Here is a 13214-nt window from a genome sequence, read left to right as displayed (position 1 = left end):
GTCAGCGTTATATTTATTTTCCTGACTGAATTTTGGCGTTATAAAATCGTCATTCAGTATAATCGTCACCACCCGGCAGCACATTGTCTCAATGCTCAATTATCCAGCGGGAGTAACACGCTATTTTGAGCATTTGCCCAATGCAGTGGGCGCTGATGCACAGAATCAACGATTAGTGTTTCGGGAGCGATCGCGATCACATTCTCACTTTTCCTCTCCTGACATTCTTTATTTCCTCAATAAGAAACGATTAACCATCTGGCTATATTTAGTATCAGATATTTTGCTGGAGAAGAGTGAACAATGGCCGATATTGAAATTCGACAGGCGTCGCCGACGGCGTTCTATATAAAAGTGCACGATACTGATAACGTGGCGATTATTGTCAACGACAATGGCTTAAAAGCTGGCACCCGCTTTCCGGATGGCCTGGAGCTGATTGAGCACATTCCGCAGGGGCATAAAGTCGCACTGGTCGATATCCCGGCTCACGGTGAAATCGTGCGCTACGGCGAAGTCATCGGCTATGCGGTGCGCGCTATCCCGCAGGGTAGCTGGATTGAGGAGTCGCTGGTTGAGCTGCCCACCGCCCCGCCGCTGGAGACGTTGCCGCTGGCTACCCGCGTCCCTGAGCCGTTGCCTCCGCTGGAGGGTTATACCTTCGAAGGTTACCGCAATGCGGATGGCAGCGTGGGAACCAAAAACCTGCTTGGCATCACCACCAGCGTGCATTGCGTGGCGGGCGTAGTGGATTACGTTGTGAAAATTATTGAGCGCGATCTGTTGCCGAAATACCCCAACGTTGACGGCGTGGTGGGTCTTAACCACCTGTACGGCTGCGGCGTGGCGATCAACGCGCCGGCAGCGGTCGTGCCGATCCGTACGATTCACAATATCGCCCTTAACCCAAACTTTGGCGGTGAGGTAATGGTGATTGGTCTCGGCTGTGAAAAATTGCAGCCAGAACGCCTGTTGCAGGGTACTGAGGATGTGAAAGCCATTCCGGTTGACGATGCCAGTGTTGTGCGTCTTCAGGATGAACACCATGTCGGCTTCAGATCGATGGTCGACGACATTTTACAGGTGGCAGAGCGCCATCTGGAGAAGTTGAACAAACGCCAGCGTGAAACCTGCCCGGCCTCTGAACTGGTCGTTGGGACACAGTGTGGCGGCAGCGATGCGTTTTCCGGCGTCACCGCTAACCCGGCGGTAGGTTATGCCTCCGATCTGTTCGTGCGCTGCGGCGCCACGGTGATGTTCTCCGAAGTCACCGAAGTACGTGATGCTATCCACCTGCTCACGCCGCGCGCCGTCAACGAAGAGGTGGGCAAACGCCTGCTGGAGGAAATGGCCTGGTACGATAACTATCTCGACATGGGCAAAACCGACCGCAGCGCCAACCCGTCTCCGGGTAACAAGAAAGGCGGCCTGGCGAACGTGGTGGAAAAGGCCCTCGGGTCAATTGCCAAATCCGGCCAGAGCGCGATTGTGGAAGTGCTCTCCCCTGGCCAGCGACCAACCAAACGCGGCCTGATCTATGCGGCAACGCCTGCCAGTGATTTCGTTTGCGGCACCCAGCAGGTGGCGTCCGGCATTACGGTACAGGTCTTTACCACCGGGCGCGGCACGCCGTACGGCCTGATGGCGGTACCGGTGATCAAAATGGCGACCCGCACCGAGCTGGCAAACCGCTGGTATGACTTAATGGATATCAACGCGGGCACCATCGCCACCGGGGAAGAGAGTATTGAAGAGGTGGGCTGGAAGCTGTTCCACTTCATTCTGGATGTGGCAAGCGGGCGGAAGAAAACCTTCTCCGATCAATGGGGATTGCATAACTCGCTGGCGGTGTTTAACCCGGCGCCGGTGACGTGATTGTCCCTCACCCTGCCCTCTCCCCACCGGGGAGAGGGTAAAAAACCGCACCGAGCAGTCCCCTCTCCCCTATGGGGAGAGGGTTAGGGTGAGGGGGAAAAGCCCCTTTAGACCAGCACCACATCGATCCCGCTTTTGCGTAACCCTTCCAGGCTTTCCGCCGGAATGCCTTTATCAACGATAATCATGTCGATTCGATGGGTATCAATAATTTTATGCAGGCTTGAACGATTAAACTTGCTGGAGTCCGTGACAACGATAATACGCTCCGCCACCTCGCACATTTTGCGGTTCAGACGGGCTTCATCCTCGTTATGCGTACTCACCCCCCGGTCGAGATCGATGGCATCGACGCCCAGGAACAGCAGGTCAAAATGGTAATTCTGTAAGGACTGCTCCGCCTGGTCGCCGTAGAAGGACTGTGACTGACGGCGCAAATGCCCGCCGGTCATCAGCAGCTCTACGCCTTCCGCTTCCAGCAGCGCGTTTGCCACGTTCATCCCGTTGGTCATGGCAATGACATCGGTGTGCTGGCGCAGCATGCGGGCAATTTCAAAGGTTGTGGTGCCGGAGTCCAGAATAATGCGGTGACCCGGCTTCACCAGTTCAGCCGCCGCCTGCGCGATGCTGCGCTTCACTGCCGTATTAAGGGAACTTTTGTCCTCAACGGACGGCTCCACGCCGGGGGCATTGCCTTCGCAAATCAGCGCGCCGCCGTAAGCGCGAACGGCAATCCCCTGCTTTTCCAGAAAGGCCAGATCGTTACGGATCGTCACCGTCGACACGCCGAATAAAAGAGAAAGATCGTTAACCTGCACGCTTCCCTGCGCCCGCAACCGCTGAATGATCTGCTCTCGCCTTTCACTGGTGCCGGTGATGCGCTTCTCTGCGGATGAATCGGTGCTGCTCATACGAGCTCCTTAGTAAATAAACTTTCGTTTCATTTCGTTTTTCTTATTAACGCCTTTCTTTTGAGGGAATGCAAGCCCTGTATGGTAGGTGGACGCAAGCTTAATCGCCGCTGAAACCTTTCATTATGTTTCTTTTGTGAAACAGATCGGAAAACTATTATCTTTCGTTTTATTTTTACATCACCATAATGCAGTATCAAATGAAACAAAACGAAAGATGAATGCCAACACCATCCGAAATGGAGAGGAAAGTGAAACATCTGACAGAAATGGTGGAACAACATAAACGGGGGAATACAAACGGGATTTATGCCGTCTGTTCCGCACATCCACTGGTACTTGAAGCTGCAATACGTTACGTCCATTCACAACAGACGCCTCTGCTGATTGAAGCCACCTCAAACCAGGTGGATCAGTTTGGCGGCTATACCGGTATGACGCCCGCCGATTTTTATGGGTTTGTCTGCAAGCTGGCGGGATCCCTCGGCTTCCCCACCTCACAGCTGATCCTTGGCGGCGATCATTTAGGTCCAAACCGCTGGCAAAACCTGCCAGCTTTGCAGGCGATGGCGAACGCCGACGATCTGATCAGAAGCTACGTGGCGGCCGGATTTAAAAAAATTCACCTCGATTGCAGCATGTCCTGCGAAGACGACCCGGTTCCTTTAACCGATGCAATCGTTGCCGGGCGTGCCGCTCGGCTGGCTAAAATTGCCGAAACCACCTGTCTCGAGCAATTTGGCGTAGCCGATCTGGTCTACGTTATCGGCACGGAAGTTCCGGTTCCCGGTGGGGCACACGAGACGCTGACCGAGCTTGAGGTCACCACGCCAGAGGCGGCACGCGCCACGCTTGAGGCACACCGCCACGCATTCGAGAAGGAAGGGTTAAGCGACATCTGGCCGCGCATTATTGGCCTGGTCGTTCAGCCTGGCGTTGAGTTCGACCATGCGCACGTTTGTGACTATCAACCGCATAAAGCCGTCGCGCTGAGCAAGATGGTTGAAGCCTACGACACGCTGGTATTTGAAGCACACTCTACCGATTACCAGACGCCGCAGGCGCTGCGCCAGTTGGTGAAAGATCACTTCGCCATTCTGAAAGTCGGCCCTGCGCTAACCTTCGCGCTGCGCGAAGCGCTGTTCTCACTGGCAGCAATTGAAGAAGAGCTGCTGCCGGCAAAAGCCTGCTCAGGGCTGCGTCACGTCCTGGAAAACGTGATGCTCGATCGCCCGGAATACTGGCAAAGCCACTATCACGGCGACGGCAATGCCCGTCGCCTGGCCCGCGGTTACAGCTATTCCGACCGCGTGCGCTATTACTGGCCAGACAGCCAGATTGACGACGCCTTTGAGCGGCTGGTACGCAACCTGGCGGATGAACCGATCCCGCTGCCGCTGATCAGCCAGTATCTGCCGTTGCAGTACAGCAAAGTTCGCGATGGCGCTCTCAGCTCCACACCACGGGAACTCATCCTCGACCACATTCAGGACATACTCCAGCAGTACCATGCCGCCTGCGAAGGCGTAACGACTCAACACGCATAATTAAAAAGAGGAAAACGCTATGCCAAACATTGTCTTATGCCGCATTGATGAACGCCTGATCCACGGTCAGGTGGGCGTACAGTGGGTGGGGTTTGCGGGGGCGAACCTGGTGCTGGTGGCAAATGACGAGGTTGCAGACGATCCGGTTCAGCAAAACCTGATGGAGATGGTGCTTGCGGAAGGCATCGCCGTGCGTTTCTGGTCTCTGCAAAAAGTGATCGACAACATTCATCGCGCCGCCGACCGGCAGAAAATTCTGCTGGTCTGTAAAACACCGGCTGATTTTTTAACGCTGGTCGAGGGCGGCGTGCCCATCACCCGTATTAACGTCGGAAATATGCATTACGCCAGTGGCAAACAGCAAATTGCCAAAACGGTATCTGTAGACGCGAACGATATCGCCGCGTTTAACGGCCTGAAGGCGGCCGGAGTGGAATGCTTCGTTCAGGGCGTTCCAACAGAGACTGCTTTGGATCTCTTTAAACTGCTCTGAGGGATTCACAATGGAAATCAGTCTGTTGCAGGCTTTCGCGCTGGGGCTTCTCGCCTTTATAGCGGGCCTGGATATGTTTAATGGCTTAACACACATGCACCGTCCAGTGGTGCTCGGGCCACTGGTTGGCCTGATTCTGGGCGATTTGCACACCGGAATTCTGACCGGCGGTACGTTAGAACTGGTCTGGATGGGACTCGCGCCGCTGGCGGGCGCGCAGCCGCCAAACGTGATTATCGGCACCATCGTTGGCACCACATTTGCCATTACTACAGGCGTGAAGCCGGATGTCGCCGTTGGGGTCGCCGTGCCGTTTGCCGTGGCGGTTCAGATGGGGATCACCTTCCTCTTCTCGGTGATGTCCGGCGTGATGTCCCGCTGCGATCGCATGGCGGCTAACGCAGACACCCGTGGTATTGAACGGGTCAACTATCTGGCACTGCTGGCGCTCGGCGTCTTCTACTTCCTGTGCGCATTTCTGCCCATCTACTTCGGGGCTGAACATGCGAAAACCGCCATTGACGTGCTGCCGGAACGTCTGATCGACGGTCTCGGCGTCGCGGGCGGCATCATGCCAGCGATCGGCTTCGCCGTGCTACTGAAGATCATGATGAAAAACGTTTACATCCCTTACTTCATTATCGGCTTTGTCGCCGCGGCCTGGCTGAAACTCCCGGTGCTGGCGATTGCCGCGGCTGCACTGGCGATGGCGCTGATCGACCTGCTGCGCAAATCGCCTGAACCCACGGCGCCTGCGGCCCAGAAAGAGGAATTTGAAGATGGCATCTAATCACACCACCCTGCCGGGCGTGTCTGAAAGTGAAGAGACACTGCTGACCGGCGTGAATGAAAACGTCTACGAAGATCAGAGTATTGGCGCTGAGCTAACGAAAAAGGATATTAACCGTGTCGCCTGGCGTTCCATGCTGCTACAGGCCTCGTTTAACTACGAGCGTATGCAGGCCTCCGGCTGGCTGTATGGGCTACTGCCCGCGCTGAAAAAGATCCACACCAATAAGCGGGACCTGGCGCGCGCCATGAAAGGCCATATGGGCTTCTTTAACACCCACCCGTTCCTGGTGACCTTCGTCATCGGCATTATTCTGGCAATGGAGCGTTCCAAGCAGGATGTGAACAGCATCCAGAGCACTAAAATTGCCGTCGGCGCACCGCTCGGTGGCATTGGTGACGCCATGTTCTGGCTGACCCTGCTGCCCATCTGCGGGGGGATTGGCGCCAGCCTGGCGCTACAGGGATCCATTCTTGGCGCGGTGGTCTTTATCGTTCTGTTTAACGTGGTGCATCTCGGCCTGCGTTTTGGTCTGGCGCACTATGCCTACCGAATGGGTGTCGCCGCGATCCCGCTGATCAAGGCCAACACCAAAAAGGTTGGTCATGCTGCGTCCATTGTCGGAATGACAGTGATTGGCGCGCTGGTGGCAACCTATGTGCGCCTGAATACCACACTCGAGATTAAAGCCGGGGATGCGGTCGTCAAACTGCAAACCGATGTGATCGACAAACTGATGCCCGCCTTTCTGCCGCTGGTCTACACCCTGATCATGTTCTGGCTGGTACGCCGTGGCTGGAGCCCACTGCGCCTGATTGGTATCACCGTGGTGCTGGGCGTTGTCGGTAAATTCTGTCACTTCCTGTAAAAAGCAAAGAGGTTGCGATGTTAGGCATTATTTTGACGGGTCACGGCGGTTTTGCCAGCGGCCTGCAACAGGCGATGAAGCAAATCCTCGGCGAACAGCCGCAGTTTATCGCCATCGATTTTCCGGAAAGCTCCACCACTGCGCGGCTGACCGCGCAGCTTGAGCAGGCAGTGAATGAACTGGATGCAGAGCACGATATCGTGTTTCTCACCGATCTTCTCGGCGGTACGCCGTTTCGTGTGGCCTCTACCCTCGCGATGCAGCGCCCCGGCAGCGAAGTGATTACCGGCACCAATCTCCAGCTTTTGCTGGAGATGGTTCTGGAGCGCGACGGATTAAGCAGTGAAGCCTTTCGTTTGCAGGCGCTGGAGTGCGGCCATCGCGGCCTGACCAGCCTGGTGGATGAACTTGCACGCTGTCGCGAGGAAGCGCCCGCCGAGGAAGGGATATGAGCCAGCTGCTGCGCGCGCGTCGTCTGCTTACCGGGCAAGGCTGGCTGGATGACCATCAGCTGCGTATGGATAGAGGCGTCATCACCGCCATCGAGCCGATTCCGGCAGGGGTTAACACCCGCGAGGCAGACCTGCTTTGCCCGGCATACATTGATATCCACGTCCACGGCGGCGCGGGTGTGGATGTGATGGATGATGCCCCCGACGTGCTGGACCGGTTAGCCTTACATAAAGCGCGTGAAGGCGTAGGGGCGTTTCTGCCTACCACCGTCACCGCTCCGCTGGAGGCGATCCATGGCGCGTTACGGCGCATTGCCCGGCGCTGTCATGCCGGTGGCCCCGGCGCGCAGCTCCTGGGCAGCTATCTGGAAGGCCCGTACTTTACACCGCAGAACAAAGGGGCGCACCCGCCAGAACTGTTTCGCGAGCTGGATCTCGCGGAACTTGATGAGCTGATTGCGGTTTCGCAGAACACGCTGCGGGTGGTGGCGCTTGCTCCGGAAAAAGTGGATGCCCTGAAGGCGATCCATCACCTCAAGCAAAAAGGGATACGCGTCATGCTGGGCCACAGCGCCGCTACATACGCGCAAACCCTGGACGCATTTGATGCAGGCGCAGACGGGCTGGTGCACTGCTACAACGGCATGACGGGATTACACCACCGGGAGCCGGGCATGGTTGGCGCCGGGCTTACGGACCCACGCGCGTGGCTGGAGCTTATTGCCGACGGGCATCACGTTCATCCTGGAGCCATGCGGCTATGTTGTTGCTGCGCGAAGGATCGTACGGTGCTGATTACCGATGCCATGCAGGCGGCGGGTATGCCTGATGGGCGCTATACGTTGTGTGGTGAAAATGTCGAGATGCAGGGCGGCGTTGTTCGCACGGCCTCGGGCGGGCTGGCGGGCAGCACGCTCGCGCTGGATGCCGCCGTGCGAAATATGGTGGAGCATACGGGGGTCGCCCCAGAAAACGCTATCCATATGGCCTCGCTGCATCCCGCCCGTCTGCTCGGTATGGATCACCTGCTGGGATCGTTAGCACCAGGCAAACGCGCCAATATTATTGCGCTCGATGCGGGTTTACACCTCCGGCAGATCTGGATCCAGGGTCAGGCTCTTTCCCTGTAGCCCCTTCACAGTGTGCTCTGTTGGCCTTACGGAAGACGATCGTAAGGCCTTTCTTTTCCTTTCCTTGATCTTCGCCTTTCCTTTCGCGATCACACTTTTCGTTTTATTTCTTTTTCGCCATTGAACTTTCGATTTCTTTTCTATAGATTTTCTTTAACTGCTAAAGTAAACAAGTGAAACGAAACGAAAGATAGCGACACATTTGCCAGCGTCTGATGTGGAATTCACACGACTAAGGACTGAGTTATGCCACAAACCACTACCACCACCGGCACCTGGACCGAAAAAGAGATCCGCCAGCAGCCAGCCAGCTGGCTTCGCTCGCTCAACAATATTGATAATCTGCGCGCGTCGATCGACAGTTTTCTGACGCCACTGTTGCGCAAGCCCGATCTGCGGATCGTTCTGACCGGCGCGGGTACGTCTGCTTTTATCGGCGACATCATTGCGCCATGGCTTGCCAGCCACACGAGAAAAAATATCACCGCGATACCTACGACCGATCTGGTCACCAACCCGATGGATTACTTCAGCCCTGCGCATCCGCTGCTGCTGGTCTCTTTCGCCCGTTCTGGCAATAGCCCGGAGAGCGTCGCCGCCGTTGAGCTGGCGAATCAGTTCGTACCGGAGTGCTACCACCTGTCGATCACCTGTAATGAAGCGGGCAGCCTGTACCAGAATGCCGTCGACAGCGATAACGCCTGCGCTCTGCTCATGCCAGCCGAAACGCACGATCGCGGGTTCGCGATGACAAGCAGCATCACCACCATGATGGCGAGCTGCCTGGCGGTATTCGCACCGGAAACGATCAACAGCAAAACGTTCCGCGACGTGTCCGATCGCTGTCAGGCGATCCTCACGTCGCTTGGCGATTTCAGCCCCGGCGTCTTTGGTAACGAACCGTGGAAACGCATTGTTTATCTGGGCAGCGGTGGATTACAGGGCGCCGCACGGGAGTCAGCGTTGAAGGTGCTGGAGCTGACCGCCGGCAAACTGGCGGCATTCTACGATTCGCCAACGGGTTTCCGTCACGGGCCTAAGTCGCTGGTGGACAACGAAACGCTGGTCGTCGTGTTTGTCTCCAGCCATCCGTACACGCGTCAGTACGATCTGGATCTGCTCGCCGAGCTGCGACGCGATCGTCAGGCTATGCGCGTGGTAGCCATTGCAGCCGAAACGGATCCGGTCATTGAAGCTGGCCCGCATATCCTGCTGCCGCCTTCCCGTTTATTTAACGATATGGAGCAGGCGTTCTGCTTCCTGATGTACGCCCAGGTCTTCGCACTGACCCAGTCTCTGCACGTTGGCAATACGCCGGATACGCCATCCGCCAGCGGTACGGTTAACCGTGTGGTCCAGGGCGTCGTTATTCATCCGTGGCATGCTTAAGAGGACAGGCTCATGAGTATTATTTCTACCAAATATCTTTTGCAGGACGCACAGGCGAAGGGCTATGCCGTTCCGGCCTTTAACATCCATAACGCCGAGACGATCCAGGCGATCCTCGAAGTCTGTAGCGAAATGCGATCGCCGGTGATCCTCGCGGGTACGCCGGGGACGTTTAAACATATTGCGCTGGAAGAGATTTACGCCTTGTGCAGCGCGTATTCCTTTACTTATGACATGCCGCTGGCGCTACACCTCGATCACCACGAATCGCTGGACGACATTCGCCGCAAAGTCCATGCCGGCGTACGTAGCGCAATGATCGACGGTAGCCATTACTCCTTCGAACAAAACGTCAAGCTGGTGAAATCGGTCGTCGATTTCTGCCACCTCAACGACTGTAGCGTCGAGGCCGAACTGGGCCGACTGGGTGGGGTGGAAGATGACATGAGCGTCGACGCCGAAAGCGCGTTCCTGACCGACCCGCAGGAAGCAAAACGCTTTGTCGAACTGACAGGCGTGGACAGCCTCGCCGTCGCCATCGGTACCGCGCACGGTCTCTATACCAAACGCCCAAAAATCGACTTCCAGCGGCTGGCCGAGATCCGCGAGGTAGTGACAGTGCCGCTGGTGCTGCATGGTGCAAGCGATGTGCCGGATGAGGATGTGCGCCGCACCATTGAGCTGGGCGTCTGCAAAGTTAACGTCGCAACAGAGCTGAAAATCGCCTTCTCTGACGCAGTCAAAGCCTGGTTTGCCGAGAACCCACAGGGCAACGATCCGCGCTTCTACATGCGCGTCGGCATGGATGCCATGAAAGAGGTGGTCAGAAGCAAAATCACCGTTTGCGGCTCGGCGAACCGGCTGCTGCTTCCGGCTGAAGCCTGAACCCATCGCGCATAACGTTAGTACCTAAAAAAATAACTATAAGCCTCGCAAATATGAAGGCGCGTCCTTAAGCCGGACAGCGCCTTCCATTATCTTAAAAATCCGAGGAGTCCCTACATGACACAGGAAAAGTCGTTTAAATCGAAAGCGTGGGAGTTTTTCCAGAGCCTGGGAAAGACGTTTATGTTCCCGGTCTCGCTATTGGCCTTTATGGGGTTGTTGTTAGGTATCGGTAGTTCTGTCACCAGCCCTTCCACCATCAAAAGTTTTCCCTTTCTGGGCGGCGAGTTAACGCAGCTCACCTTTGGTTTTATCGCCATGGTCGGCGGCTTTGCTTTTACCTATCTGCCGCTGATGTTTGCCATGGCGATCCCGATGGGCCTTGCCAGACGTAATAAAGCGGTGGGCGCTTTTGCCGGATTCATTGGCTACATGCTGATGAACATGAGCATCAACTACTACCTGACCGCCACCCACCAGCTTGCGGATGCCGCCACCATGAGACAGGTGGGACAATCCATCGTGCTTGGTATTCAAACGCTGGAGATGGGCGTGCTCGGCGGCATTGTGGTAGGGGTGATCACCTACTTCCTGCACGAACGCTTCCAGGACACGGTGCTGCACGACGCGTTTGCCTTCTTTAGCGGCATTCGTTTTGTACCGATTGTTACCGCCCTCACCCTGTCGCTGGTCGGCTTGTTCATCCCCCTGCTGTGGGAATATGTGGCAATGGGCATTGCCGGGATTGGTCATATCATCCAGAGCACTAGCGTCTTTGGGCCGTTCCTGTATGGCGTGGGCGTACTGCTGCTCAAACCTTTTGGCCTGCACCACATCCTGCTGGCGATGGTGCGCTTCACCCCGGCGGGCGGCATTGAGATGGTTAACGGCCAGGAAGTGGCCGGTGCGCTGAACATTTTCTACGCCGAGCTGAAAGCCGGCCTGCCGTTTAGCCCGCACGTTACGGCATTTTTATCGCAAGGGTTTATGCCGACCTTTATCTTCGGCCTGCCTGCCGTGGCTTACGCTATCTACCGCACCGCGCGTCCGGAAAACCGTCCGGTGATTAAAGGGCTGCTGCTTTCTGGCGTGCTGGTTTCAGTTGTCACGGGTATTTCAGAGCCGATTGAGTTCCTCTTCCTGTTTATTGCCCCTGTGCTTTACGCGTTTCATATCGTTATGTCTGGCCTGGCGCTGATGGTGATGGCGCTTCTCGGCGTCACTATCGGCAACACCGACGGCGGCATTCTGGATCTGCTGATCTTCGGCGTCATGCAGGGGATGTCGACCAAATGGTATCTGCTGTTCCCGGTGGGTATGGCCTGGTTTGCTATCTACTTCTTCGTCTTCCGCTGGTACATCCTCAGGCACGATATTAAAACGCCGGGCCGTGAGGTTGACGCGCAGGGTGCGCTCCAGGCGGTGGAAGCCAATACCCGGGCACGTGGAAAATCAAAATACGATCATGGGCTTATTCTTCGCGCGCTTGGCGGTAAAGAGAATATTGAGTCGCTCGACAACTGCATCACCCGCTTACGTCTGGTGGTGAAAGATATGGGGCTTATCGACCAGCAGGCGCTGAAGGCCGCGGGCGCCTTGTCAGTCGTGGTGCTTGATGCCCACAGCGTTCAGGTGATCATCGGCCCGCAGGTGCAGAGCGTCAAATCCGGCATTGAAGCCTTAATTTAACAGGGGGACGTTGTGTTTGATTTCGACAGAATCATTGAGCGTAAAAGCGATAAATGCCGTAAATGGGATCATGCGTTTGTGTGCTCGCGTTTCGGTGATGTCCCGGAGGGATTTATCCCGCTGTGGATAGCAGACATGGATTTCACCTCGCCACCCGCCGTGATTGAAGGCTTCCAGCGCATCGTGGAGCATGGCACCTTCGGTTACACCTGGTGCTTCGACGAATTCTACGATGCGGTCATCGCCTTCCAGCGCACCCGTCATCAGGTTGAGGTGCATAAGTCATGGATCACCCTGACCTACGGCACCGTTTCCACGCTGCACTATACGGTTCAGGCGTTCTGCAAACCCGGCGACTGCGTGATGATGAACACCCCGGTGTATGACCCGTTTGCGATGGCGACACAGCGACAGGGCGTGCGGGTGCTTGCAAATCCGCTGAGCGTGAAGGAAAACCGCTATCACCTGGATTTTAATCTGATTGAAGTTCAGCTCAAAACTCACCGTCCAAAACTGTGGTTCTTCTGCTCGCCGCATAACCCTTCAGGCCGAATCTGGCGCGCGGATGAGATACGCCAGGTGTCCGATCTCTGTAAGCGCTACGGCACGATTCTGGTGGTTGATGAGGTTCACGCCGAGCACATTCTGGACGGTACATTCGTCAGCTGTCTGACTTCGGGCTGTGCCGCCCAGGACAACCTGATTGTGCTGACCTCCCCCAATAAAGCGTTCAACCTTGGCGGGCTAAAAACATCCTACTCGATAATTCCAGACGATTCGCTGCGCCAGCGTTTCCGCCAGCAGCTGGAGAAGAACTCCATTACCTCGCCCAATATCTTCGGCGTGTGGGGAATTATTCTGGCCTATCAGCAGGGTCTGCCATGGCTCGACGCGCTGAATGGTTATCTGCGCGGCAATGCCCGCTACCTTGCGGATGCCATCCAGACCCACTTCCCTGCATGGAAGATGATGAACCCGGAGTCGTCATATCTCGCCTGGATAGACGTCAGTGCGGACGATCGCAGTGCGACGGCGCTAACCCAACATTTCGCCAAACAGGCTGGCGTGGTCATCGAAGATGGCAGCCACTACGTACAAAACGGCGAAAACTACCTGCGTATTAACTTCGGCACCCAGCGCTACTGGCTGGAACAGTCCATCAACCGAATGCTGAAGCATTACTGA

Annotated in this window: 12 protein-coding genes; 11 read left to right on the top strand and 1 reads right to left on the bottom strand. The window is 56.2% G+C overall.

Annotation, left to right across the window (positions count from 1 at the left end):
• Window positions 1-303: 303 nt before the first annotated feature.
• Window positions 304-1875, top strand: a complete 1572-nt coding sequence (gene garD, locus DD606_RS01385) for a galactarate dehydratase (protein ID WP_003862678.1) — start codon at window positions 304-306, stop codon at window positions 1873-1875.
• A 107-nt stretch (window positions 1876-1982) separates the two neighbouring features.
• On the opposite strand, the gene DD606_RS01380 is transcribed toward garD, so the two are convergent.
• Window positions 1983-2786 carry a DeoR family transcriptional regulator gene (locus tag DD606_RS01380; protein ID WP_129258090.1) on the bottom strand — a complete coding sequence of 268 codons (804 nt, stop codon included), beginning with the start codon at window positions 2784-2786 and terminating at the stop codon, window positions 1983-1985.
• A gap of 239 nt (window positions 2787-3025) precedes the next feature.
• Here DD606_RS01380 and kbaZ point away from each other — a divergent pair, with 239 nt between their 5' ends.
• The 10 genes from kbaZ to DD606_RS01330 all read left to right on the top strand — a co-directional run bounded on the left by kbaZ (window position 3026) and on the right by DD606_RS01330 (window position 13214).
• On the top strand, window positions 3026-4333 hold the full coding sequence (gene kbaZ, locus DD606_RS01375) for a tagatose-bisphosphate aldolase subunit KbaZ (protein WP_129258100.1): 1308 nt from the start codon (window positions 3026-3028) through the stop codon (window positions 4331-4333).
• Window positions 4334-4352: 19 nt separating this feature from the next.
• The gene (gene agaV, locus DD606_RS01370; RefSeq protein WP_003861728.1) at window positions 4353-4826 is read left to right on the top strand and encodes a PTS N-acetylgalactosamine transporter subunit IIB; all 474 of its coding nucleotides are present in this window, start codon (window positions 4353-4355) and stop codon (window positions 4824-4826) included.
• A gap of 10 nt (window positions 4827-4836) precedes the next feature.
• Window positions 4837-5616: a PTS N-acetylgalactosamine transporter subunit IIC gene (gene agaW / locus DD606_RS01365; RefSeq protein WP_003861730.1), complete on the top strand. Its 780-nt coding sequence runs from the start codon at window positions 4837-4839 to the stop codon at window positions 5614-5616.
• Complete coding sequence (agaE, locus tag DD606_RS01360; RefSeq protein WP_022651905.1) at window positions 5606-6484, top strand: PTS N-acetylgalactosamine transporter subunit IID; 879 nt, start codon at window positions 5606-5608, stop codon at window positions 6482-6484. Before agaW ends, agaE begins: the two co-directional genes overlap by 11 nt.
• A 17-nt stretch (window positions 6485-6501) precedes the next feature.
• The gene (agaF, locus tag DD606_RS01355) at window positions 6502-6936 is read left to right on the top strand and encodes a PTS galactosamine/N-acetylgalactosamine transporter subunit IIA (RefSeq protein ID WP_003861734.1); all 435 of its coding nucleotides are present in this window, start codon (window positions 6502-6504) and stop codon (window positions 6934-6936) included.
• Window positions 6933-8066, top strand: coding sequence for an N-acetylglucosamine-6-phosphate deacetylase (nagA, locus tag DD606_RS01350; RefSeq protein WP_129258088.1), 1134 nt, complete (start codon window positions 6933-6935; stop codon window positions 8064-8066). The genes agaF and nagA overlap by 4 nt, the downstream gene beginning before the upstream one ends.
• Window positions 8067-8312: 246 nt before the next feature.
• Complete coding sequence (locus DD606_RS01345; RefSeq protein WP_129258086.1) at window positions 8313-9455, top strand: SIS domain-containing protein; 1143 nt, start codon at window positions 8313-8315, stop codon at window positions 9453-9455.
• Between the two features lie 12 nt (window positions 9456-9467).
• Window positions 9468-10340 carry a tagatose-bisphosphate aldolase subunit KbaY gene (gene kbaY / locus DD606_RS01340; RefSeq protein ID WP_059371087.1) on the top strand — a complete coding sequence of 291 codons (873 nt, stop codon included), beginning with the start codon at window positions 9468-9470 and terminating at the stop codon, window positions 10338-10340.
• Window positions 10341-10457: 117 nt separating this feature from the next.
• Window positions 10458-12029 carry a maltose/glucose-specific PTS transporter subunit IIBC gene (gene malX, locus DD606_RS01335; protein WP_059371086.1) on the top strand — a complete coding sequence of 524 codons (1572 nt, stop codon included), beginning with the start codon at window positions 10458-10460 and terminating at the stop codon, window positions 12027-12029.
• 12 nt (window positions 12030-12041) lie between these two features.
• On the top strand, window positions 12042-13214 hold the full coding sequence (locus DD606_RS01330) for a MalY/PatB family protein (protein WP_023314897.1): 1173 nt from the start codon (window positions 12042-12044) through the stop codon (window positions 13212-13214).

The sequence above is a fragment of the Enterobacter cloacae complex sp. GF14B genome, assembly GCF_004136805.1.
GTDB lineage: Bacteria > Pseudomonadota > Gammaproteobacteria > Enterobacterales > Enterobacteriaceae > Enterobacter > Enterobacter hormaechei_C.
Note: the sequence above shows the minus strand (reverse complement) of the source record. Positions and strands in the feature narration are given on the sequence as shown.